The 23,307-nt window shown below is 44.9% G+C and carries 22 protein-coding genes; 10 read left to right on the forward strand and 12 right to left on the reverse strand.

Features of this window, described 5'->3' with window-relative positions; genetic code table 11:
• The first annotated feature begins 110 nt into the window (after positions 1–110).
• The 4 genes from G6047_RS14850 to G6047_RS14865 all read left to right on the forward strand — a co-directional run bounded on the left by G6047_RS14850 (position 111) and on the right by G6047_RS14865 (position 6,475).
• Entirely contained in the window at positions 111–917 is an 807-nt protein-coding gene (locus G6047_RS14850; protein WP_169528414.1) for an AraC family transcriptional regulator, read from the forward strand.
• Between the two features lie 66 nt (positions 918–983).
• The gene (locus tag G6047_RS14855; RefSeq protein ID WP_169528415.1) at positions 984–2,390 is read left to right on the forward strand and encodes a S41 family peptidase; all 1,407 of its coding nucleotides are present in this window, start codon (positions 984–986) and stop codon (positions 2,388–2,390) included.
• A gap of 17 nt (positions 2,391–2,407) precedes the next feature.
• On the forward strand, positions 2,408–3,103 hold the full coding sequence (locus G6047_RS14860) for a hypothetical protein (protein ID WP_169528416.1): 696 nt from the start codon (positions 2,408–2,410) through the stop codon (positions 3,101–3,103).
• 150 nt (positions 3,104–3,253) lie between these two features.
• The gene (locus G6047_RS14865) at positions 3,254–6,475 is read left to right on the forward strand and encodes a zinc-dependent metalloprotease (RefSeq protein WP_169528417.1); all 3,222 of its coding nucleotides are present in this window, start codon (positions 3,254–3,256) and stop codon (positions 6,473–6,475) included.
• 152 nt (positions 6,476–6,627) lie between these two features.
• On the opposite strand, the gene G6047_RS14870 is transcribed toward G6047_RS14865, so the two are convergent.
• The 11 genes from G6047_RS14870 to G6047_RS14920 form a co-directional block, all read right to left on the reverse strand.
• Positions 6,628–7,161 (reverse strand): GNAT family N-acetyltransferase, encoded by a 534-nt coding sequence (locus G6047_RS14870; protein WP_169528418.1) that lies wholly within the window; start codon positions 7,159–7,161, stop codon positions 6,628–6,630.
• A gap of 65 nt (positions 7,162–7,226) precedes the next feature.
• On the reverse strand, positions 7,227–8,030 hold the full coding sequence (locus G6047_RS14875) for an alpha/beta hydrolase (RefSeq protein WP_169528419.1): 804 nt from the start codon (positions 8,028–8,030) through the stop codon (positions 7,227–7,229).
• Positions 8,027–8,650 (reverse strand): DEAD/DEAH box helicase, encoded by a 624-nt coding sequence (locus G6047_RS14880; protein ID WP_169528420.1) that lies wholly within the window; start codon positions 8,648–8,650, stop codon positions 8,027–8,029. Before G6047_RS14880 ends, G6047_RS14875 begins: the two co-directional genes overlap by 4 nt.
• Before the next feature lie 50 nt (positions 8,651–8,700).
• The gene (locus G6047_RS14885) at positions 8,701–9,864 is read right to left on the reverse strand and encodes a sigma-54-dependent transcriptional regulator (RefSeq protein WP_169528421.1); all 1,164 of its coding nucleotides are present in this window, start codon (positions 9,862–9,864) and stop codon (positions 8,701–8,703) included.
• A 27-nt stretch (positions 9,865–9,891) separates the two neighbouring features.
• On the reverse strand, positions 9,892–10,722 hold the full coding sequence (locus G6047_RS14890) for a mechanosensitive ion channel family protein (RefSeq protein WP_169528422.1): 831 nt from the start codon (positions 10,720–10,722) through the stop codon (positions 9,892–9,894).
• A 5-nt stretch (positions 10,723–10,727) separates the two neighbouring features.
• Positions 10,728–12,023, reverse strand: coding sequence for an ABC transporter permease (locus tag G6047_RS14895; protein WP_169528423.1), 1,296 nt, complete (start codon positions 12,021–12,023; stop codon positions 10,728–10,730).
• Positions 12,024–12,043: 20 nt separating this feature from the next.
• The gene (locus G6047_RS14900; RefSeq protein WP_169528424.1) at positions 12,044–12,976 is read right to left on the reverse strand and encodes an ABC transporter ATP-binding protein; all 933 of its coding nucleotides are present in this window, start codon (positions 12,974–12,976) and stop codon (positions 12,044–12,046) included.
• 352 nt (positions 12,977–13,328) lie between these two features.
• A complete protein-coding gene (gene dnaJ / locus G6047_RS14905; protein WP_169528425.1) occupies positions 13,329–14,447 on the reverse strand; it encodes a molecular chaperone DnaJ in 1,119 nt (372 codons plus the stop codon).
• Between the two features lie 45 nt (positions 14,448–14,492).
• A complete protein-coding gene (locus G6047_RS14910) occupies positions 14,493–15,047 on the reverse strand; it encodes a nucleotide exchange factor GrpE (protein ID WP_169528426.1) in 555 nt (184 codons plus the stop codon).
• Between the two features lie 254 nt (positions 15,048–15,301).
• Positions 15,302–16,210: a TIGR01777 family oxidoreductase gene (locus G6047_RS14915; protein ID WP_169528427.1), complete on the reverse strand. Its 909-nt coding sequence runs from the start codon at positions 16,208–16,210 to the stop codon at positions 15,302–15,304.
• Positions 16,211–16,292: 82 nt separating this feature from the next.
• Positions 16,293–16,751 carry a DUF4442 domain-containing protein gene (locus tag G6047_RS14920; protein WP_169528428.1) on the reverse strand — a complete coding sequence of 153 codons (459 nt, stop codon included), beginning with the start codon at positions 16,749–16,751 and terminating at the stop codon, positions 16,293–16,295.
• Positions 16,752–16,891: 140 nt separating this feature from the next.
• On the opposite strand from G6047_RS14920, the gene G6047_RS14925 reads away from it, so the two are divergent.
• The 6 genes from G6047_RS14925 to G6047_RS14950 all read left to right on the forward strand — a co-directional run bounded on the left by G6047_RS14925 (position 16,892) and on the right by G6047_RS14950 (position 22,017).
• Positions 16,892–17,407, forward strand: a complete 516-nt coding sequence (locus G6047_RS14925) for a DUF4870 domain-containing protein (RefSeq protein WP_169528429.1) — start codon at positions 16,892–16,894, stop codon at positions 17,405–17,407.
• A 73-nt stretch (positions 17,408–17,480) separates the two neighbouring features.
• Positions 17,481–18,200 (forward strand): GIN domain-containing protein, encoded by a 720-nt coding sequence (locus tag G6047_RS14930; protein ID WP_169528430.1) that lies wholly within the window; start codon positions 17,481–17,483, stop codon positions 18,198–18,200.
• Positions 18,201–18,249: 49 nt separating this feature from the next.
• On the forward strand, positions 18,250–18,588 hold the full coding sequence (locus G6047_RS14935) for a PadR family transcriptional regulator (RefSeq protein WP_169528431.1): 339 nt from the start codon (positions 18,250–18,252) through the stop codon (positions 18,586–18,588).
• Positions 18,585–20,333 carry a PspC domain-containing protein gene (locus G6047_RS14940; RefSeq protein WP_169528432.1) on the forward strand — a complete coding sequence of 583 codons (1,749 nt, stop codon included), beginning with the start codon at positions 18,585–18,587 and terminating at the stop codon, positions 20,331–20,333. Before G6047_RS14935 ends, G6047_RS14940 begins: the two co-directional genes overlap by 4 nt.
• Position 20,334: 1 nt before the next feature.
• Entirely contained in the window at positions 20,335–21,069 is a 735-nt protein-coding gene (locus tag G6047_RS14945) for a GIN domain-containing protein (protein ID WP_169528433.1), read from the forward strand.
• A gap of 117 nt (positions 21,070–21,186) precedes the next feature.
• Positions 21,187–22,017, forward strand: a complete 831-nt coding sequence (locus G6047_RS14950; protein WP_169528434.1) for a GIN domain-containing protein — start codon at positions 21,187–21,189, stop codon at positions 22,015–22,017.
• A 304-nt stretch (positions 22,018–22,321) separates the two neighbouring features.
• Here the strand turns inward: G6047_RS14950 and trxB are convergent, their stop codons facing one another.
• Positions 22,322–23,290, reverse strand: coding sequence for a thioredoxin-disulfide reductase (gene trxB, locus G6047_RS14955; RefSeq protein WP_169528435.1), 969 nt, complete (start codon positions 23,288–23,290; stop codon positions 22,322–22,324).
• Positions 23,291–23,307: the final 17 nt, after the last annotated feature.

The raw sequence follows: 23,307 nt of genomic DNA on the forward strand, positions 1-23,307 counted from the left end.
GCGGAGCGACCAAAATTGCAGCATGAGTCTCAAAAACCTAAATTGGGGCTACAGGATCGTGAACGGGTTGCTTACCTTTGGCTGCGAATACCCACATTACAACTTCCAGAATGAAATTAGACTTTTACCAACCCAAAAACGCTATACTGAAAAAGTACATCGAGGGATATTATTTCATTCAACGGCAGGAAAACCACAAGTCAATCGAATATTGGACATTTCCCAATAATTTTTTTATCGTTTCGGTCAACCTCGGAGCCCGCGTCGAGATAAGTCAGGACAAAATCTATATTGCATCTTCTGGCGAAGATAGCGTTACCGCAGATTTCGTCACCCGATATACCAAGCCTATCGAAGTGATTTACAAAGATGTGATTCAGGAAATAACCATCTATTTCAAACCTTTAGGCATCCATCATTTCATACCAAAAACAGATTTGCTGTTCGAACAGGAAAATGGTGTCGGCTTTAATCCTTTTCCTGATTTCTACACTGTGATGAAAGAATTGTTCAGGCTTGAAGACAGGTCGATACAAATTGAAAAGCTCGAACAGTACTGGCTTTCGAAATTTATAACCAAAGACCTTCAGTTGGCAGAATTTATTTTACGGGATGTGGAAGCAGACCTGAAAATAAATGAGATTGCAGAAAAGCATGGTATTTCAAGACAACACTTGAACACGCTGTTTGTGAAGTACCTTGGGAAATCACCATCTGAATATAGAAAAATCCACCGGTTCAGAGCCGCACTGCTAAAAAAGAAAACGACAAAAAGCCTTACCCATCTTACCTACGAAAGCCTGTTTTATGACCAATCCCATATGGTAAAAGATTTCAAGGCACTCACGAAATCAAATCCTCAAGCATTTTTTAAAAGCGTAGATGTAGAAAAAGAAAACGTCTGGCTCTTTATTTAGGCTTTACATTTTTACAATTCTTACACTTTTCATCCCCTTACTTTTGCTGGCATAAAAACATTTTCAATGAAAAAGTGGCATGTCACCTGTTGCATAATTGTAACCCATTTACTTTCTGCACAGTCTCCGGACTGCAATTGCAAGACGGTTTTTAATCAACTGACGCATAAAATCGAAACGGAGTATCCGGGTTTTTCGGCAAAAACAAAAGACACGGCCGCATATCGTCTGTTTAAACAAAAGCTGTCAGAAGAAACTGTAAAAGCCAATTCCGCTCCATGTCCTCAGTTATTAAAAACATATACCGATTTCTTTAAAGATCCTCATTTGTGGGCAGGTGCCAACGGAGTTCCATTCACCGCAACTTCGACAATATCGTCAGTCGGCACCATCAATCTGGATATCACTGATTTTAAAAATAAAATCGGCAGGACCAAAGATGCATACGAAGGCATCTGGTCAAACGGACAATATACGTTCGGCATCAAAAAAACGAATGCGAATGAATATACCGGATTTATCATCGACTCTAAATACACGGAATGGAAACCCGGCGACATCAAATTCAAATTATACACAACCGGCGCATTCGAATATTATTTACTCGACCGGACTTTAAAAACCGGAGATTTCAAGCTCATCGACAAAAGCATACTCCATCTTGAAGATGTAAGTGTTGCCTTGGTAAAGCAAACGCCTTTTCCCGAATTAAACAAAGAACAACTAGAAACCAGGCTGAAAGGACTCGATGGCTTTTATTTTAAAAAAGTAACTACGAAAACATCGATACTAAAATTGCCGAGTTTTGAATACCAATACCTCAAAACAATCGACAGCCTGTTGGAACAAAACAAATCGCTGCTCGAAGAAAGTGAAAACCTAATCATCGACCTGCGCGGCAATCCCGGCGGCACCACCGATGCCTATCAAAAACTGCTTCCATACATTTCAGGAAAATCCATACGCCACACCGGAACCGAATTCCTTGCCACACAAACATACATAGACAATCTCGAAGCCTACAAAAAAACACTCGCCCCCAACACTCCTGTTGCAGAGATAGACAACTACATCAAAAAACTGAAGGATAACCTGGGGCATTTCGTGACCCGTGATGAAATTGGAAATGTGGGAGATTACACCGAACAGATAACGGTAGCGTCAAAAAGCCCACGTCAAATCGTGATTCTGGCAAACAAACTTACCGGAAGTTCGGCTGAATATTTCCTGTTCATCGCCAAACAAAGCAAAAAGGTCAAAGTGTTGGGCAAACCCAGTTACGGCGCGTTGGATTACGGCAATGCCTACCTGAGCCATCTGGAATGTTCCGGATATCAGGTCTCACTACCTACTTATCGGGCGCTGCGCCTGCCTGATTACCCCATCGATAATATCGGGATCCAACCGGATATTTATCTGGATAAATCAGTACAGGACTGGATTTCATTTGCAATCGATTATCTGGAAAACTAAGCTGCAAAGAACCGACAATGGAAAAAATAAAACTGCAACTGACCCCAACATTCGTGTTGCCTTTTCTGGCGTTGACATTCGTCATGCATGAAGCACATGAAATCGTACACACGGCTGTCGGCAGGCTGATTTGCGGATGTTGGGGAAAACGTGACTTCAATGTCTGGGATTTATGTGAAGGCTGTCCGGAACAAAATCCATTAGCCGTATTGGCGACGTTTGCCGGGCCGGCTTTCACGTTCACCATGATCTGGATGGGAACTTTCATGATGGAGAAAGCAAAAAACAACCGACAAAAAGCGTTCGGGTTTTCCCTAATCTTCGCCAACATTCCATTCGCCAGGATATTCGGGGCGGCTACAGGCGGTGGCGATGAAGTCTGGGGCCTGAACCTGATCTGGCAAAACCACGGACTGGCCTGGTTAGCAGGCCTGGTTATTATACTGACAATCACTTTTTACCCGCTTTACAAAAGTTTCAAGGTGATAGGAAATGAAAGCCCGATCGTATGGTTCCTTGTTTTTTTTATACTTCCGACCTATATCGATCAGTGGATGGTTTTGATCATCATGAATTCAATTTTAGGCCAAGGCTTACTGGACCAATACTGGATTTTAGGATCGCCGATGCTGGTCACGCTTTGGTCCGTTTTTGTAGCGTTGGTGTTTTTATTCACATCACGGAATGTATCTGAATTAATAGAAAAGGACTAGAACCCGATTTCAAATCAAGTCGCAGTTCAGGTCAACTGGTTAATCCGATTGGCAAACCATTTCTTTCCGATCCAGTAGTGTAAAAAGTTGAAGCAGCGGCTATATGGAACGCTCCAAAGAAATCCTATCTTTACTGCTTTCCTCACAACCATGAAAAAACTACTACTCCTTTTACTGTTAGCGTCCACAGGGTTACAGGCCCAATTCTGGACGGAGGCAACACCACAACAAGCCGAAAATTCAAAAGTACTGACAAGGACTTCGACTCCGGAAAAACAAACGTATTTCCAGCTCGACCTCAACGGGATCAAAGCAGCTTTAGGCAATGCTCCCATGCGCGGTTCAGCAACTTCACCCGTAATCATTCCTTTTCCGGACGGAAACGGTGTCATCCAAAACTTCCGCATGTTCGAAGCACCGGTACTTTCTCCTGTACTTGCGGCAAAATATCCCACTATCAAATCGTATGTCGGACAGGGAATCGAAAATCCTTCAACCACAATCCGCATCAGCATTACCTTGTTCGGGCTGCACGCTATGATTCTGGCTCCGAACAATGGAACTTCCTACATCGACCCGTATTCCAAACAAGGCAATTATTACATTTCCTATAACCGACAGGGATTGACCTCTTCACGTGAATTCCATTGCCTGGTACAACCACCAAACGAACCTGAACTCAGGATCACGTCGCCGCCAACCACAATGGACAACGGCATTTTCCGTACGTATCGTTTTGCCATGGCGTGCACGGTTGAATATTCAGCGTTCCACATTGCGCAGGCGGGCTTGGAAGATGGGACAATCGAGGAACAACGGGCTGCGGTTTTGGCAGCTATGGCCACAACAATTGCGCGCCTGAACACCATGTATGAGCGCGACCTGTCCATGTCGTTCCAATTGGTAGACAACAACGACCAGCTTATCTTCATTGGCGAGGACAATTTTGACAACGAAGATGTAGGATCCATGATCGGTCAGGGAACCATCGAAATGAACAACATCATCGGATTCGACAATTATGACATCGGACACACCGTAGGAACTTCGGGCGGCGGGCTCGGAGGCGGAAGCCCGTGTACCGATGGAAAAGCGGTCGGGGCAACCGGAACAGGCGCACCTGTGGGCGATCCGTTCGATATCGATTATGTCGCGCATGAAGTCGGCCACCAATTCGGTGCGGCACATACGTTCAATAACAGTTGCGGCGGAAATGTAGACACGAATTGGTCTTACGAACCCGGAAGCGGTTCTTCCATCATGGCTTATGCGGGAATCTGCGATCCTAACGTCCAATCGAATTCCGATGCCCAATTTTTCGCGGGAAGTGTCGCCCAGATACGCGCCCGGATCAACGGGGAAGCGAATTGCGCCGTACAGACATCAAATAACAACGATACACCTGTTCCGAATGCCGGCCTTGATTACGTAATCCCGAACGGAACCGCTTTTATCCTGACCGGTTCGGCTACCGACTCGACTCCATCGGCACTAACCTATACGTGGGAACAATACGACAGGCAAATCACCGAGCAACCGCCGACACAGGATGCGACAGAAGGCCCGAATTTCCGCATCCAGGTCATCACGGATACACCTGTCCGGTATTGCCCGAGATTGTCAGATGTACTCAACAACAACCTCGCTTCTGTCTGGGAAGTGATTTCCAACTTTGGGCGTGAGTACAATTTTGCGTTTACCGTTCGCGACAACAACCTCAATGGTGGCGAATCGGCTACCGATTTCATGAAAGTCACCGCTTCTGCAACCGCCGGCCCTTTTGTTGTGCTTGCCCCGAACTCAGCCGTGACATGGCAGGCCTCATCAAACAAAACCGTAACCTGGGATGTGGCCGGAACTACGGCAAACGGGGTCAACACACCTTATGTGGATATTCTGTTATCGACAAACGGCGGATTGAATTTCAATACGATAATCGCTTCGGAAGTCCCGAATGATGGCAGCGAAACCATCCTTGTCCCGAATATTCCGGGAACGGCGAACCGTATCATGGTGCGCGGACACAACAATATCTTCTACGATGTCTCGAACCAGAATTTTGCGATTACGCCGGCAGGAAGTACGTTCGATATCACTTCTGCAAACCAGAATATTTCGGTGTGCCAGGGGCAACAGGCTATCTATACGCTCAACTATCAGGAATTGAATGGTTTTAATGCGGTGACGAGCCTGTCACTTTCAGGATTGCCAATTGGAACCGATGCCTTTTTCTCTTCCAATTCAGTTGAGGATAATGGCACGGTTACATTAACTATTTCCGGCACGACCGCTGCTACGCCGGGATTGTATCCGATTACAGTCACCGGAACATCGGGTTCGATCGTAAAAACAGTTACGGTCTATTTCAATCTGCTCAATGCCCAATTCGAAGGCACGACACTTGTTTCTCCTCAGGATAATGCAGATGTCGTTTCCACTTCAACCCCACTGAACTGGACGGCAGATGCAACGGCAGACCGTTATGTTGTGGATATCGCTACGGATCCGGGCATGGCCAACAGCATTGAAAATATACTTGTATTTACCAATTCCTATACGCCCCAAAACCTGGAAGAAGGCATCCATTATTATTGGATGGTCACGCCACAGAACGCTTCGTGTGAAGGAGCCGCGAGTGAAATTCGGGAATTTACGACAGGCGTCACCGATTGTTCGGTTTTTGAATCGGCCGATGTGCCTGTTGCTATTCCGGAAGATACATCGGAAACAGTCACTTCTACCTTAACGGTTACCGAAAATTTCCAGATTACAGACCTGACTGTTTCTGTCAACATCCCGCACGCATGGGTCGGTGATCTTTGGGCAACCCTGATCGGGCCTGATGGAACGGCTGTCCAGCTTTTCGCCCAGGAATGTTGGGATGGGGATGATGTGGTGGCTACCTTCAGCGATGACGGAACCGAACAGGCATGCGGTTCACCCATCGCATTGTCTGGTACGCTGCGTCCTGACGAGCCTTTAGCTGCTTTTGACAACCACGCATCAGCCGGAACATGGACATTGCAGGTGTTCGATGAATTTGCGCAGGACGGTGGGTCGATCGAAGCCTGGAGCCTGAATTTGTGCCAGTTGGAATCGGCACTTGCAGTCGACCAACAATCTGTCGGAACAGTTACCCTGTATCCGAACCCGAACTCCGGAAGCTTCACCCTGCGTATGGATCAGGCATCGGCAGCAAACTACACCGCAAGAATATTTGATGTGCGCGGCCGGTTGATTTTCCAGAAAGAACTTTCGTCAACTGGCGGAATGCTTCAGGAAGAGATCAATGTACAGGCATCTGGCGGTATGTATTTATTGGAGCTTCAGTCTGGTAACAGCAAAACGGTGAAGAAATTTGTAATCCGATAGTCGCATAACCATATAAATAACGAAGGCCTGACGCGATGTCGGGCCTTTTTATTTTCGTGATTATGTGTTACGCAATTTCGTGTTACGTCATTTTAAGTAACGGCAAATTGCGTAACATGGCTTGCACAAAAAAGACCGGAAGACCGGCCTTATCATTTTTCATATTCTTCTTTGGTAATTTCATACCAGAACCAGGGCTTGCCTTCATGCTCGAAGGTTTCGGTATGCTTTAGCCCGCATTTTTCAAGAATCCGTTGGGATGCTTTGTTATCCGAATCTGTATACGCATTGATCTTTTCGGCCTTGAAGTCGTGGAAGCCGTAAGCCAGGAACGCAATCGTTGCTTCGGTAGCATATCCTTTGCCCCAGAATTCTTCACGAAGGCGATATCCGATGTCCCAGAACTTGCCGCGTCCGTTGACATTGCGCTCCACTTTCAGTCCGGCCCACCCGATGAATTCACCCGTAGCTTTTTCAATGGCGGCATAACGGCCGATGCCTGTAGTTTCATACTGGCTTCGGACATAGGCGATTACATCACGGCTTTGCTGGATTTCGGTTTGTGGTCTGTTCCCTACAAAACGATGCACGTTCGGGTTTGAATCGAGGGCGAACATTCCTGCATCATCATCAGGTTGCAATTCGCGGAAAAACAGTCGGTCGGTTTCAATGTTTTTTGGAGTCATGCCGCCAAATATAGTACGTTGAAGCGAAATTCCGGATTATCAAAAGATTAATTATACAAAAAGAATCAACGCAGGATTTCGTCGAGATATGATTGGAATTCGGGGTTCAGGTTGAACTTAAAATGATCCTGTCCTTTGATGATTTTGAAGTGATCGGACGGCTTCAAGATTTTGGCCAGCTGATACGAATTCACGACGGGAATAATCTGGTCTTCGTCTCCATGGAAAATCCAGATGGGACAGGTTACGTTGGGCAGATACGTATTGGTTTCAAATCTGTATTGCAACAAAGATGTCGGAAGGAACGGGTAGCGGTAATTCGCCATGGCCAGCAAATTGAAGTACGGCGCCTGCAACATAAGTTCCTTCGGATGGTTCTGGCTCGCGACCCAGGCAGCCAATCCGGAGCCGATTGAATATCCGGCAACGATGATCTTGCTTTCGGGATACCGCTTTTTCATTTCGGAATAAGCCGCAGACAAATCTTTATACACCTGATCCTGGCTTTCTATCGTGCCGCCGCTTTTCCCGAATCCGCGGTAATCGGGGATGAACAAATCATAACCGCGACTGGTGTAAATATCGGCTATGCTTCCCCAGCCTGCAAGGTTTCCGCTGTTACCATGAAGGTAAAAGACAAGTCCTTTGGGATTATCGGCGTGAAAAAGGATGCCGTTGATTGGCGTTTTGTCGAAAGATGGAATATTGAGTTCTTCAAATTTTCCTTCAAAACTGAATTTGAAATCTTTGGGCAACGGGTTCGCGTGGAAAATCAGCTTGACCTGGAAAAAATACACCAGGACACAAATCGCCACATAGAAAATGGCAAATCCGACAGAAAACCTCAAAACAAACTTTTTCCACTTCATGCCTGGTCTTCTTCGGATTCAAAAAATAAAGGTTCGGTCATGATTTTGTCGGCGATGATTTCGACGCGTTCGGTAACCTGCGAACAGGCAAACACATATTGGGTTTTGGCCACGCTGGCACTGAGTCGGAGTACAATACTGTCCTGTCGCTTCTTGAACAGTACATCGGCATCGTCCACCGCAAAAAATTTCACTGTATTCAGGTTGAAGCCAGCAGATGAGAACATCTGATTAACCTTCTCCGGAGTTCCTATGATGATATCCATTCCCAGTGAAATCTGGTTCTTGTCAAAATCGATATCGCCTTTTTCATGTACACCTATAAAACGCAGGCCGGTATACGTAGCATATTTCGCGAATAATTCCACCATCTCCAAGACATCTTCCTTGGTTTCGACAAGCAATAGCGCACGTGTACTCTCACCTTCCGGTTTGCCTAATTTCTGGATCGTATTGATGACGAGTGTCGTTGTCTTTCCGGAACCGTCCGGAGCGGCAATGATACAATCCGCCCCTGATTTTATGGTTGAGAATGTTTCCTGCTGCAGTTCGTTCGCATGGACAAGGTTATGTTCCGCGAGGGCTTTTTGCAGGTTCGGGTTTATCTTTTTGAGTTCCACAATTATTGATTCATACTTTTAACCATTATCTGTTAACCGTTATCTGTTAACTATTTACTCGCAAACAACCGCACGTCGCTCTCCGAGATTTCCGTTCCCCCTAAAATAATCAATCGTTCCACCACATTCCTGAGTTCTCGTATATTTCCCGTCCAGTCGTATTCCTGCAACAATTTGATGGCTTCCGATGAAAAAGACTTTGGTGCGTTTCCCTGCTCGTCGGCAATTTTTGATGCAAAATAGTCTACCAGCAACGGAATATCATCACGCCTGTCGTTAAGGGCCGGAACTTTTACGAGTATCACGGCCAAACGGTGATACAAATCTTCACGGAAACGACCTTCGGCTATTTCAAGCTTGAGGTCTTTATTTGTCGCAGCGACAACGCGAACATCAACCTTGATTTCCTTTTCGTCGCCTACACGAGCAATCTTGTTTTCCTGCAACGCCCGCAGTACTTTGGCTTGTGCCGATAAAGACATATCTCCTATTTCATCAAGGAACAACGTGCCTTTATCTGCCGCTTCGAACTTTCCGGCCCGGTCGCGAACCGCCGATGTAAAGGCACCTTTGACGTGACCGAACAATTCGCTTTCGATAAGTTCCGATGGAATCGCGGCACAGTTGACCTCGATCAAAGGTGCACCAGACCGTTCGCTTTTTTCATGCAGCCAATGTGCGACGAGTTCTTTTCCGGTTCCGTTTGGGCCGGTGATGAGCACTCTGGCTTCGGTCGGGGCGACTTTTTCGATCATGTCCTTGATTTGGGAAATGGCATCGCTTTCGCCGATCATCTCGAAATTCTTCCCGATTTTCTTTTTGAGCGCCTTGTTCTCGACGACTAATTGCTTTTTGTCGAGCGCATTGCGGACGGTATTGAGCAATCGGTTCAAATCTGGCGGTTTGGAAATGAAATCGAAAGCGCCCAGTTTCATGGCATAGATTGCCGTTTCCATGTCGCCGTGTCCCGAAATCATCACGATTGGGATTTCCGGCTTTATTTTTTTGACGGCTTCGAGTAGTTCGACTCCATCCATTTTGGGCATTTTGATATCGCAGATCACAAGATCGTAATCGGACTGTTTTATCTTTTCGAGTCCGGTTATTCCGTCCTCGGCTTCTTCGACCGAATACGTGCTGCTTTCTTCGGAAAGGATTTTCCCAAGGACGCGGCGAATTGCGGCTTCGTCTTCTATGAGTAGTATTTTTGACAACTTATTCTTTATTACTATTGTTATTTTTTATTGCTGTATGATGTGAATATCGCGTTGCGGAAATGCCATGGATATATTGTTTTTGCGGAACATATCGTCAATAACAAACCGCAGGTCGCTTTTGATGCTTTGCCCTTCAAAGACATCGGTCACAAAGAAAAACACGGAAAACCTCAGGGTCGATTCCGCAAAATCCGTAAACGAAACCGATGCATTTTCCTTTACGACTTTCGGATGCGTCTGAACGGCTTCCAGCAACACTTTTTTGACCAGGGCAGTATCGCTTCCGTAGGCCACACCAACATCTATATTTTCCCTGACCAACGAACCGTTTTGCGTCCAGTTGAAAAGGATGTCGTTCATAAACTTGTGGTTCGGGATAATCATGACGCGATCGTTCTTGGTGATGGCTTTGGTCGATCGAAGGCTGATTTCTTCTACGCGGCAGATTTTTCCGTCCTGCTCGATGATATCGCCCACCGATAACGACTGGTCTATGATAATCATCACACCCGCAATCAAGTCCTGGAAAAGTTGCTGGAGCGCAAAACCAAGGCCTATGAAAATAGCCGCCGATGCCGTCAGGAAAACCCCGATGTTGACTCCGGAAATATCAAGCGTGAAAAAAATCACGAGAATGTAAATCAGGTATTGCAGGAACTGGAACAGGCTTATGAAGCGGCTTTTGGAACCTTGAGGAATTTTTTTGGTGATGAACTTTCTTAGGTATCTCAGAAAAAAAGTCGTCCCGATAAAAGCGGCAATCAACGCAATCAAGGCTCCAAATGTAAAATGGATATCCTTTGTGCGGATCATGTTGCTTCCGAGGAAGTCTTTTATCTGTTCAAAAAAATCCATTAATCTTAATATTTAAGCCACTTGACCATCTCTTTCCAAGACGGTTTTTTGCCATACATTAAAATCCCGATACGGTAAATTTTTGCCGCAAACCAAACTACGCCAAAGAATGTTGCGAACAAAATGGTTATCGATAACGCAATCTGCCAGATTGGAACGCCGAACGGAATCCGCATCAGCATCACGATTGGCGAAGTGAGCGGAACAAATGAAAATACTGTGGCTATGGTTCCGTGAGGGTCATTGATCACGGTAAAGAATCCAATGTAGACACCCAAAACCAGCGGAAGTATGATCGGCAGCATAAATTGTTGTGAATCTGTTTCGCTATCGACGGCCGCCCCGATGGCTGCATAAAACGAACTGTATAAAAAGTAACCGCCAATGAAATACAACAGGAAAGCGATCAAAGTCGTGGCTATGGGAAGTTTCCAGATTTCTGTCAGATATAACTGGGCGTTGCTCAACTGAGGTTGCATTGCCGTAGCCGCAACAGATGTCATTGGTGTGGCCGGAGTAACATCGAAAAACAAACTGGCACTGAACAAAATAGCCATCCCGATCAGCGCCCAAATGGCGAACTGAAGCAATCCGGCGAGCGATGTCCCGATGATTTTGCCAATCATCAGCTGAAACGGCTTGACCGATGAAATGATGATTTCGATGATGCGGTTCGTCTTTTCTTCAATGACACTTCGCATGACCATGTTTCCATAAATGATGATGAACATCATGATCAGGTAACCAAATGCGCCGCCGATCCCGATCTTGATTTCGTTGAGACCTTTGACGCTTTCCTCTCCGGATGCGCGGGCGATGGACAAACTTACTTTAGATTCGGCTTTGCGTATGGCCAGCGTATCGAGTTTGGCATTCTCTAAATTGAATTTTGTCTGCCGGTCTGAAATCAGGTCTTCGATATCTTCAATAAAGCCGATTCCGGGACTTTCTTCTGAAAAATACTGGATGTGTTTTTCAAGGAATTTGGGATCGGATGAATTCGGGATGACCAGAACACCTTCGTAAAATCCGGACTTGACGCTATCAGTCAGTGTCTTGACCGGTGTATCCGATTGGTTTATGTATCTGTATTCCGAATCGCTTTTAAACGAATTGACGAACCAGCCGGTTTCATCGTGTATGGCAATCTGCCTGACATCTGCTTTCATCGTACTTAAATATCCGATAAGCAGAGCGATTCCGGCAAATATCAACGGACTCAGGAACGTCATCACAATGAACGATTTGTTCCGGACTTTAGCGATGAATTCGCGTTTTATGACGAGTGATATTACTGACAATTTTTTATTTTTTATTGTTATTATTCATTGGTCGGGCCACTGACAGCATTGATGAAAATATCGTTGACACTTGGGATTTTCTCAACAAAATGTGTCACCTGTCCGCGATGGGTCAGTACAGACAATAAATCGTTCGGACGCGTTTCGCCAATCTGGATACTGAGTTTGAGTTCGTCGTTCAGTGATTTGAAATCGGCCTGGGAAATCATGAATTTTTGGGTCAGGTCATACATGAGGCCTTCGACATTGTCTGTCAATATCCCGACTTCATAATTATTCGTCCGATGGTTCCGCTTGACGTCGTTGAGTTTGCCTTCGATGAGTTTATTCGATTTATGGATGAGGGCGATATCGTCACACAATTCCTCTACGCTTTCCATTCGGTGGGTCGAGAAAATAATAGTAGCTCCGTTTTTCTTGAGTTCGAGTATTTCGTCTTTGATTATGTTTGCGTTGACCGGATCGAAACCGGAGAACGGCTCGTCGAAAATGAGCAGTTTGGGTTTGTGCAGCACCGTCACGACGAATTGGATCTTTTGTGCCATCCCTTTTGAAAGTTCCTGGATTTTCTTGTTCCACCAACCGTTGATATCGAGTTTGTCGAACCAGAATTCGAGTTGCTTTTTGGCCTCGGAATGCGACAAGCCTTTGAGTTGGGCAAGGTACAGGCACTGTTCGCCTACTTTCATGCTTTTATATAATCCGCGCTCTTCCGGAAGATAACCAATGTCGCGTATGTGATCCGGGCTGAGTGGCTTGCCGTCTAAAAGCACCTGCCCGCTGTCTGGATATGTGATTTGGTTGATGATACGGATGAGAGAGGTTTTTCCGGCTCCGTTTGGGCCTAATAAACCGTAAATGCTTCCTTTCGGAACACTCAGTGAAACGGAATTGAGGGCAGTGAAGTCGCCATATTTTTTTACGACATCGCGGACTTCGAGAATGTTTGACATGCGTTGTTTTATTTCCCGTAAAAATAGGCAACGGTTGACAGATAAAAGATAAGAGTTGAAGGAATATTGCGATTTTGGTTAAATATCCAGACGTTTACGCATTAATTGATATTCAAAATTCGTCCTTTTTCTGATTTTTGGATCTTTATTGTTTTGTGACTTTCGTGGTTTCAAATCGGCATTTGCTTTTCGTCTTTTTGACACTTCTACCTTTCCGATCCAAAATTCCCCCTTTGGGGGTTAGGGGGCAAAAAAAACCCACCCTTATTTGCACAAGGATGGGAAAAATTGCTATGAAAAAGAAATTACTAGTTACCTAGTAACATTTCCAAATGTAAAAATGTTTTTTCAATTACGAAAACATATCTTTTACTTTTTCAAAAAAAGATTTTTCGGTCTTTTCCGGCGCAGGCACAAAGCTGTCATCGGTAAGGTATTTTTCAAAAAACTGACGTTGTTCTTTGCTGAGTTCCTTTGGTGTCCAGACATTTACATGTACCAGCAAATCTCCGCTTCCGTATCCGTTCAGGCTTGGAATTCCTTTTCCTTTAAGACGAAGAATCTTACCCGACTGTATTCCTTCTTCGAGTTTGATACGGACTTTTCCGTTTACGGCATCGATATCTTTACTGATTCCGAGAACTGCTTCAGGGAAACTGATGTACAAATCCAAATGAAGATTCTCGCCTTCCCTTTTGAGTGTCTCGTGTTCGAGTTCTTCTATAGCAACGATTAAATCACCGGGAATCCCGTTGCCCGGAGCATCGTTTCCTTTATTTGAAACTTTGAGTTGCATTCCGTCTGAAACACCGGCCGGAATTTTTATGGAAACGGTTTCTTCCGAAGTTATCATTCCGTAGGCATCGGCAGCAGCAGGTTTTTTCTCGATAATCTGGCCGATTCCATTACATTGGGGACACGTAGACGCCGATTGCATTCTACCCAAGATAGTGTTCGTAACACGCATCACCTGACCCTGGCCGTTACATGTGGGACAGGTTTTGTAAGTAACGCCATCGGCCTGGACCTTGCGTTTTACCTTGACTTTTTTCTCGACACCGTTTACGACTTCTTCGAGCGTCATCTTGACTTTGATACGAAGATTGCTTCCTTTGGGACGACGGGACTGGCCGCCACCGCCACCAAATCCGAAACCGCCACCGAACGCACCTCCGAAAATATCACCGAACTGGCTGAAGATATCATCCATGTTCATTCCCTGGCCTCCGTGGAATCCGCCTCCTCCGCCACTGAATGCCTGGTGACCGAACTGGTCGTATTGCCTGCGTTTATCAGGATCGCTTAAAATCTCGTATGCCTCAGCTGCCGCTTTGAAATTTTCCTCGGCCGACTTATCCCCCGGATTTTTGTCGGGATGGTATTCGATAGCTTTTTTGCGATAGGCCTTTTTGATTTCGGCGGCATCTGCGCTTTTGCTGATGCCCAATATCTCGTAATAATCTTTTTTCATCGTAATCAGGTCTGGGTCAAAAGGTTTGTCTGGTCTTGGGGAAATTTATTGCCCCGTAACCACTTTAGGAAAACGGATGATCTTGTCGCCAAGCTTGTATCCTTTTTCTATTACGTCTACGATTTTGCCTTTCAATTCCGGAGAAGGAGCCGGAATTTGGGTAATGGCTTCGGCGAAATCGGCATCAAAAGCATCGCCGGCTTTCAGAGTAACTTCTTCAAGTCCTTTGGAAGTTAGCGTATTTTTGAATTTATCGTGGATTAACGAAACACCTTTTAAAAGTGCTTCGTCACCGTTTTTGCCAATCTCTGTGATGGCCCGGTCAAAATCGTCCAGAACTGGCAAAAGCGCTGACAAAACTTCCTGATTGGCGGTTTTGAAAAGCTCGATGCGTTCTTTGGCATTCCGTTTTTTGAAGTTCTCGAATTCGGCAAAAAGACGAAGGAATTTTTCTTTCTCTTTTCCTATCTCGTCACGAAGTTGCTCTTCAACAGCCTGTTCATCGACTACCAATTGTTCTCCGTTCGCATTTGCCTCAAGCGTTGCGTTGTCTAATTCGTTCGTTTCTTCGTTGTATTCTTTATTATTTTCGGCAGACATAGTCGTATTTTTTCATTTGCGCTTCGCGGTTGGCAAAAGTATTGCCCTTTTATGAAAAAATGTCAAATTGTCAGAAAGAAAAAAGGAATCGATTTACATCGCCCAAAACAATTTTAATATTTTTTTGTGACTATTTCGATTTCGGTTTGGCTATGTTTGTTACAACCATAGTAAGTAATACTTCAATCCTTGAAGCTTAGTTATTAATTCACACCTTTTGAATAGAAAAAGCTCCGCGATAAACGGAGCTTTTTTTATTTTGGCATCAAATCACCGAGCGCTTTCTCAAGCGTTGGAAACGAAAAATGGAAATCCTTTTCATTTGGTTTTTCGGGCCTAACGTGTTGGCTTGATAAGAGCATCTGGTGCATTTCCCCAAATATGATTTTGAGCAGGAACTTTGGGATTTTTTTGATGATTATGGGTTTACCGGCCTGTTTCGCGAGAGCTTGCATCAAGGCTTCATTGGTTACAGCAATCGGTGCAGTAGCGTTGTAAATCCCGCTCCAGTTTTTTTCGATTGCCTGTTGATACATCGAGACCAAGTCATTTATGTGTATCCAGGATTGCCACTGCTTACCATCACCTAATGCAGCACCCAAACCAAATTTTACCGGAGTTTCCAATTCTTTCAGCATTCCGGCTTCTTTAGCAAGAACAGGTCCTGTCCTCAATTTGCAGACGGATATTCCCAATTGGGCGAACCTGTCTGCCGCCGACTCCCATTTTTGGACTACATGCCCAAGGAAAGAAGGATCTGTTTCGTTGCTTTTTTCTGTATAAATATCAGTGAGACTGTCGCGATAGATAGCCACACCAGATGCTGTGATGAATTGCTTGGGTTTGTCAACTAACGATTGCAGCCTTTGGTAAATTAAATTAGCCGTAAGGACACGGCTTTCAATGATTTTCTTTTTATAGGCAGAAGTCCATCTGTGATTCAGGTTTGCTCCGGCCAAATGGACTATGGAATCGACATTTTCGAGCGCTGCATCGTCAAATACTTCCTTTTCCGGATTCCAATGAAATCCGTGTGCGCCCTTCATTGACGAAGGAAATTTATCTCCGGTAGTCAGATAATTGACATTGTGCCCGCTTTCCAAAAGTCGGTTTGTAAGTGCCGTTCCAACCAGGCCTGTAGCGCCGGTAATCAGAATCTTCATGATATAGCTTTTCTTAAAGATACGGCCCGCGAGGCGATTCGGGCTGAAACCTTTTGTTAATTAAGGTTGCTTTAACTTCATATCATTGCTTGCGCCGTTTGAATGTCCATTCGAAAACCATGCGTGAAACTTCATCACCGGCTTCGTCTGTTCCAATAGAAATCAGGCTGCACAGAATTCCTTCACCCGTTTCCATTGCTTTTTGTATGGCCTGCTCCACTTCTGTTCCCTGCACACATTTGAAGCTTACCTTTCCGGTTGCTTTTTTGGAAAAACTGCATTGACAACTGGCCACGAGCATTGAAACATTGGCTTTGCTTTTATCTATATGATACATGACGAGGGCGCCGGTGGACAATTCAGCCGCCATTGCCTGAACGGCAAAATACATGGATTTGAACGGATTCTGGTTGATCCATTTATGAGTTACAGACGTCACGCATTGATTTTCTTCCAGCACTTTAGCCCGTACGCCACAGAGGTATGCCGATGGAAGTTTGAATAGTAATAATTTATTCAGAGTGCTTGTATTTAAAGACATATTCGGGAATTTGGATAAAGATAGTAGTTTTTTTCAGGCGTATACATTTGTTAATATTTTCTTAAATATTAGTACTATGCAAAACAAACTACCTGTTTTTGAATATATATTTGCATAAGAAATTACTAGGCTAATCAATCATGGAATCAAAATCTACAAATATCAAAGCGATGCTCCTTCATTTGGGAGGCCTTTGCCAGTACATCTTTCCATTTGGGAATTTTGTTGTGCCGATGGTTCTCTGGAGCATGGTAAAAGACGATTCGGCCTATCTGGACAACCACGGGCGCCGTGTACTAAATTTCCAAATCAGTATTTTGGTTTACACAGTCATCCTTGCCGCGTTTGCCATTCCGGTTCTTTTGTTCGGTGTCTTGAAACACATTCCTATAAATAGTTACTGGGACGGATCATTCCATATGGTTTCAGACATATCACCAGAAAATATAACCGGAATCAACATTATTGCTTTTTTATGCGTCTTATTGATTATCGTGATGTACGCCGTCTCCTTTTTCCTGAGCCTTATTGCCGCACTCAAAGCCGTCGACGCAAAAGTGTATCAGTATCCCGCAACCATAGTCTTTCTCAAATATTTGCCGGAAGAACCATTGGCACAGACAGTTGAGATAAGCCCTCCGGATTCACCTTACTAAATAGTTTCAATCATCAATCAGCCAACGCTCAGCCTAATCAACTGGATAGCCGCGGAAAAAATCAAAAAACGACATGTTAAAAATCATCGCAACGCTGAGTTCACTGCTCATCACGGTACTCGCACAGGAATCAACAACAGCATCTGGAACATTCAACCGGATCGAAGCCGGAAGTAACGTGGAACTCGCCATCATTCAGGACAACACCAACAAAGTAGATTGTTTCTACAACGGACAGCCTATTACATCAGACGGAATCGTCACCATTGAAAACGGGACACTAAAGCTTTCTGCCAATCAAAAAAATCGTATCCGCGCCGAAGTCCACGTAATGGAAATATCAGAAGTCAAATTGCAGAAATACGCGCTCTTGTCGATCCAGAAACTGGAACAATCGGAACCTATAAAAATAGAATTGGGCGAAAAAGCTGTCTTCTCGGGAAAATTGAAAAGTCCGTCTGTCAGTATATATGCCGATAACGGTTCGGTGGTAAACGCAACGCTGGATTCAAAAGATTTTGTGGCAATGATCGGGAAAGATGTCCGGGCACGGTTTGCGGGAAATGTAAAATCAACCGACCTGACCGCAAAAAGCAACTCGACCGTAAACGCAATTGCCATGAGAACAGAACGGGCAACCATAACCACAGAAGGAACTGCCAACGTCCGCTCCAATGTTTCGGGACAGATCACGGCACAACTTGATCCGGAAAGCCGCCTGACGTCTTCCGGAAAACCAATCGACCGCAAACCGCAAATGCAACCGGAAGCGCGTGTGGTATTCGCAAACTAAACGGAACAACGGTTTCCCCAAGCCGTTTAATTTAAATAGAAACTGAATTATGAATATTGAAAACACAAAAGCCCAAATGCGGAAAGGCGTACTCGAATTCTGCATTCTGAGCGTGTTGCGCGAGAGCGAGGCGTATACGTCCGAAATTCTGGACACACTCAAAAGCGCCAAGCTGCTCGTGGTGGAAGGAACGGTTTATCCGCTGCTGACCAGGCTCAAAAACGACGGATTGCTAACCTATCGCTGGGAAGAATCCACCTCCGGCCCGCCACGAAAATACTACGGGCTGACCGAAATCGGGAAAACATTCCTCAACGAACTCAACGGAACCTGGACGGAATTGTCTGATGCCGTAAACATTATCACCACTCAAAAAACAAAATCATGAACAAGACGGTAAACATCAACTTAGGAGGAATGTTCTTTCACATAGATGAAGATGCATACCAGAAAATGAACCGCTACTTCGATGCGATCAAACGTTCGCTTTCCAATTCAACCGGTAAGGACGAGATCATGAAAGATATCGAAATGCGGATCGCGGAACTCCTGCTGGAGCGCAACGAAACCGATAAACACGTTGTCGGGATGCGCGATGTGGAACATGTAATTTCAATCATGGGCCAGCCGGAAGATTACCGGATTGAAGATGAAGAACCAACTGCAAACCAAGCGTATTCCTCTTTTGACGGACCTAAAAAACGACGCAAGCTCTATCGCGATACAGAAAAAGGCATGATTGGCGGTGTGGCCACAGGTTTAGGACACTATACCGGAATCGATGCCGTCTGGATAAAAATCCTTCTCATCATTATCGCCATCATCAGTTTCGGAACCGGGATTCTGGTTTACCTGATACTCTGGATCGTTACGCCTGCCGCACTGACCACATCTGAAAAACTTGAGATGACAGGCGAACCCGTCAACATTTCCAATATCGAACGAAAAGTGCGTGAGGAGTTCGACATGGTTTCGGAAAAATTCAAAAATGCCGATTACGACAAAATGGGCCGTCAGTTCCAGACCGGAGCCGAACGTGTCGCCAGCAATGTTCTCGATGTTTTCGGAAAGATTTTTAAGGTAATCGCAAAAATCATCGGTGCTATCATCGCAGTATTTGCTGCTTGTATGCTCACGGGTTCTGTAATCGCTCTGGTTACGTTGGGTTCTACGACTATGTTCGGCTATCCGCTTGAAGCGTATGGAGATGCGTTCAATTATTCCGACATGCCAATCTGGGCGCTTGCGTTACTTGTGTTTTTTGCCGTGGCCATCCCGTTGTTCTTCCTGTTTATTTTAGGATTGAAATTGCTTGTGGAAAACCTGAGGTCGATTGGGAATTTCGCCAAATATGCACTGCTTGGAATCTGGCTGGTGTCGATTGGGATCCTGATTGCATTCGGTGTCAAACAAGCTTCTGAAGTGGCTCTGGATGGAAAAACGGTCAAAAAGGAAATGATCAATGCCGCTGCCGGAGATACGTTGCATGTCAAGTTCCGATACAACGACTACTACGCCAAGGATTTATATAACCGAAACGAAATGCGCTTCGTTCAGGACGAGCAAGGCAAAAACCTGATCTTTTCAAACGAAGTCCATCTTGAATTCCTTCCGACCGATGAAAAACAACCGTACATCCAGATAGAGCGCGAAGCCAGGGGAAAATCTGTTGGTGAAGCTAAAAAACGTGCAGAAAAAATAGTCTACACTTACAACCTGGAAGGAAATCACGTAACTTTAGACAATTATTTCCTGACAGACAGCGAGATGAAATTCCGCAAGCAAGAAGTGTCCATCTACATTTTTGTTCCAAAAGGAATGTTCATCAAACCAGACAAGAGCCTCGAAAATTGGGATTGGTCAGACGATTCGTTCTTCAACCTGCATTTCTCGGGACAGTATTCATACCGTGTGGATTCAGATAAAGTGCGATGCCTGGATTGCCCGGCCGATGAAAATGACCATGAGGATCTCGACACCTTGTCTGTCGGAAGTGTAAAAATCTCAGGTGTCATCGTGGATGAAGACGGAGACAGTATCGTCATCAAAGGCCAAAGCCATAATACAGATAAACCACAACGGCTGAAAGAACTGAAAATTAACGAAAACGGAGTAATCATCAAATCAGAATAATATGTTACGGATCATCATTTCCATCACAAAAATTATCGTTACTGCCATTGTATGCCTGTTCATGGCCTCGTGTAACCTGAACATCAAAGAAATCACGGGTAGTGGCAAAATAGTTTCAGAAACCCGCAATGTGGGCGGACAGTTTACCAAAGTCGTTGCTAAAAATGGCCTGGATGTCGTGATTGTCCAATCAGATGTAGTTTCGGTTGTGGTGGAAGCCGATGATAACCTGCAGCCTCACATCAAAACAGAGGTCAAAGGCAACACGCTTGAAATCTTTTGCGAATACAATTCTTTCATTAACGTAGGTGCCAAAAAAATCACCGTAAAAATGCCGAAGATAGAAGGCTTGTCCTCTGAAAGTGGCGTCATGCTGACAACAATGGGAAGTTTGAGGTCAGAAGATTTAGATCTTGAATCGTCAAGCGGATCAACCCTCAAAGGTGAATTTGAAGCCGACGACCTCACAGCAGATTCGTCAAGCGGTTCTAATATGGAACTCAGCGGCAAAGCAATCAAATACGATGCTTCGTCTTCAAGCGGAAGCCATATCGAATCGGGCGAACTTATTGCCAATGAAGTCAGGGCCGAGGCAAGCAGCGGAAGCTCAATGGTTGTGCATCCGGTTATCGAACTCATCGGGAAAGCTTCAAGCGGCGGATCTGTCCAATACAACAATGAACCAAAAAGCTTTAAACAAGATACGTCGAGCGGTGGTTCGGTTTCCAAAAAATAACTGTTCAAAATAAGTCCCGCAGAAATGTGGGATTTTTTTTGCTTCAACATAAAAAATTCCGGGAATAGTATTTCCGCTGATTCCTAAGATTTATATTTGCTTCATCACCGAACAACAATGAAACAAACTTTTCTTTTCCTCTTTTTGGCCGCTGCTATTTCAGTTTCTGCCCAAAAACTCAAAGGCTCCAAAAACGTAACGGTCTTACCTGTTGAAATCGAGGCATATGATGCGATCGAAATTACCGATAACATCGATCTTTTCCTGACGTTAGGCACCGATGCATCTGCCGAAATAGAAGCCGATGACAACCTTCACGAAATCATCAAGACATCGGTCAGCGCGGGAACGTTGTATATTTCTGCCTCTGAACCTGTCGCAAGCTTCAGGCAATTCAGCCTCAAACTGACGTATACGCCCGATCTCAAAAAAATCACCATCAAAGGAGACGCGAAGGTTACTGCAATGAATGACATCCAGTTGCCCAACCTCGAAGTAAAAATCCAGGACAACGGCAAACTATATGGGAATATAAAATGTGATAAACTGGTTTTCAACGCCGATGGGAAAAGCAAATCGGAACTCAACATCAGCGGAAGCGATAGCACCATCGAAATGACGGGAAACGCCAACATGAAAGCGTTGATTTCTTCTGAAAAACTTACGTTCGATATGTATCAGAAAGCTGTGGCCGTCATAGAAGGCGACTCGAATTCAATCCGCCTGCGCATGGACAACAACGCCAAATTCACCGGAAAGAACATGACAGGAAAACAAGTCGAACTTACGACGGAAGGCTACAGTGAAACAGCTGTCGAAGTGCTTGAAAAAGCCATAATTTCCGCGAGTGGGAAATCGTCGATTGAATTGTACGGTGAACAGAAAATCGAAATCAATAAATTCAGTGATTCGGCTGTGATTTCAAAGAAGAACAATAAGGTGAAGTAAATTTCAGATCGTTGCCGTGCCAGAAGCAAGACTGGATAGAAAATAATACCGAATAAAAAATCCTGACTCTAAATGGAATCAGGATCTTTTTATTTTTAAACGGAGCGGTAACGGATATTTTGTCCGATGTGTATCCTATCCACGCAATTTTCACCAGTTGTGTAACTGATATGCATTTGGAATCAATTTATATTTTTTGTTGTAAAATTTCCGTTGTAAAAAATTTACAACAGAAATTTTACAACACCAATCCCATAAAAAAATCCCGATCGTTAGGACCGGGATTTTTATGACTTGATTTGTATTAGTTTTCGACTGAAACGACATCTTCGATTTCAACAAGATACCTTTCCGCATCAAGAGCCGCCATACAGCCGGTTCCGGCTGCAGTCACGGCCTGACGATAGATATTGTCCTGAACGTCTCCGCATGCAAAGACACCTGGAATATTGGTTTTGGTCGATTTGCCTTCGGTAATAAGATAACCGGTTTCATCCATAGTTAGTTGTCCTTTGAAAATGTCTGTGTTCGGTTTGTGGCCAATGGCAATGAACAATCCGGTTACAGGGACTTCGTGTTTTTCCGTCGTCGCATTATTATAAACGCGGATTCCGGTAACGACCATATCGCCCAAAACCTCATCGATTTCCGAATTGTAAAGCACATTGATGTTCGGCGTATTATTGACACGGTGCTGCATGGCCTTTGACGCACGCATCTGGTCTTTACGTACCAGCATGGTCACCGATTTACAGATGTTCGCCAAGTAAGTCGCCTCTTCGGCAGCCGTATCGCCTGCTCCAACTATAGCTACATCCTGGCCTCTGTAAAAGAATCCGTCACAAACCGCGCAGGCAGAAACACCGCCACCGCGCAATTTCTGCTCACTCGGAAGACCAAGATATTTTGCCGTAGCTCCGGTTGCGATAATCACCGTACGCGCATGGATTTCCTTGATGCCGTCGATGATTACTTTGTGCCAACCGCCAATTTCATGATGGAATTGTACCATGGTCGCCATCCCGATACGTACTTCCGTCCCGAATCGTTCCGCCTGCTGTTGCAGTTGGACCATCATGGTCGGTCCGTCAATACCTTCCGGATAACCGGGAAAGTTGTCGACTTCCGTAGTCGTAGTAAGTTGTCCGCCAGGTTCCATTCCTGTATACATCACCGGATGCATATCGGCTCTCGCGGCATAAATAGCGGCGGTATATCCCGCAGGCCCTGACCCAATGATCAGGCATTTTATTTTTTCTATGGTTTCAGACATGGTATTGTTTGTAGTTT

This window comes from Flavobacterium silvaticum (genome assembly GCF_012911565.1).
Classification (GTDB): Bacteria; Bacteroidota; Bacteroidia; order Flavobacteriales; family Flavobacteriaceae; genus Flavobacterium; species Flavobacterium silvaticum.

Excerpts from the sequence above, each read along its gene's own strand:
- G6047_RS14850 (WP_169528414.1), top strand. The coding sequence starts at position 111 with ATGAAATTAGACTTTTACCAACCCAAAAACGCTATACTGAAAAAGTAC.
- G6047_RS14855 (WP_169528415.1), top strand. The coding sequence starts at position 984 with ATGAAAAAGTGGCATGTCACCTGTTGCATAATTGTAACCCATTTACTT.
- G6047_RS14860 (WP_169528416.1), top strand. The coding sequence starts at position 2,408 with ATGGAAAAAATAAAACTGCAACTGACCCCAACATTCGTGTTGCCTTTT.
- G6047_RS14865 (WP_169528417.1), top strand. The coding sequence starts at position 3,254 with ATGAAAAAACTACTACTCCTTTTACTGTTAGCGTCCACAGGGTTACAG.
- G6047_RS14870 (WP_169528418.1), bottom strand. The coding sequence starts at position 7,161 with ATGACTCCAAAAAACATTGAAACCGACCGACTGTTTTTCCGCGAATTG.
- G6047_RS14875 (WP_169528419.1), bottom strand. The coding sequence starts at position 8,030 with ATGAAGTGGAAAAAGTTTGTTTTGAGGTTTTCTGTCGGATTTGCCATT.
- G6047_RS14890 (WP_169528422.1), bottom strand. The coding sequence starts at position 10,722 with ATGGATTTTTTTGAACAGATAAAAGACTTCCTCGGAAGCAACATGATC.
- G6047_RS14900 (WP_169528424.1), bottom strand. The coding sequence starts at position 12,976 with ATGTCAAACATTCTCGAAGTCCGCGATGTCGTAAAAAAATATGGCGAC.
- dnaJ (WP_169528425.1), bottom strand. The coding sequence starts at position 14,447 with ATGAAAAAAGATTATTACGAGATATTGGGCATCAGCAAAAGCGCAGAT.
- G6047_RS14910 (WP_169528426.1), bottom strand. The coding sequence starts at position 15,047 with ATGTCTGCCGAAAATAATAAAGAATACAACGAAGAAACGAACGAATTA.
- G6047_RS14915 (WP_169528427.1), bottom strand. The coding sequence starts at position 16,210 with ATGAAGATTCTGATTACCGGCGCTACAGGCCTGGTTGGAACGGCACTT.
- G6047_RS14920 (WP_169528428.1), bottom strand. The coding sequence starts at position 16,751 with ATGTCTTTAAATACAAGCACTCTGAATAAATTATTACTATTCAAACTT.
- G6047_RS14925 (WP_169528429.1), top strand. The coding sequence starts at position 16,892 with ATGGAATCAAAATCTACAAATATCAAAGCGATGCTCCTTCATTTGGGA.
- G6047_RS14930 (WP_169528430.1), top strand. The coding sequence starts at position 17,481 with ATGTTAAAAATCATCGCAACGCTGAGTTCACTGCTCATCACGGTACTC.
- G6047_RS14935 (WP_169528431.1), top strand. The coding sequence starts at position 18,250 with ATGAATATTGAAAACACAAAAGCCCAAATGCGGAAAGGCGTACTCGAA.
- G6047_RS14940 (WP_169528432.1), top strand. The coding sequence starts at position 18,585 with ATGAACAAGACGGTAAACATCAACTTAGGAGGAATGTTCTTTCACATA.
- G6047_RS14945 (WP_169528433.1), top strand. The coding sequence starts at position 20,335 with ATGTTACGGATCATCATTTCCATCACAAAAATTATCGTTACTGCCATT.
- G6047_RS14950 (WP_169528434.1), top strand. The coding sequence starts at position 21,187 with ATGAAACAAACTTTTCTTTTCCTCTTTTTGGCCGCTGCTATTTCAGTT.
- trxB (WP_169528435.1), bottom strand. The coding sequence starts at position 23,290 with ATGTCTGAAACCATAGAAAAAATAAAATGCCTGATCATTGGGTCAGGG.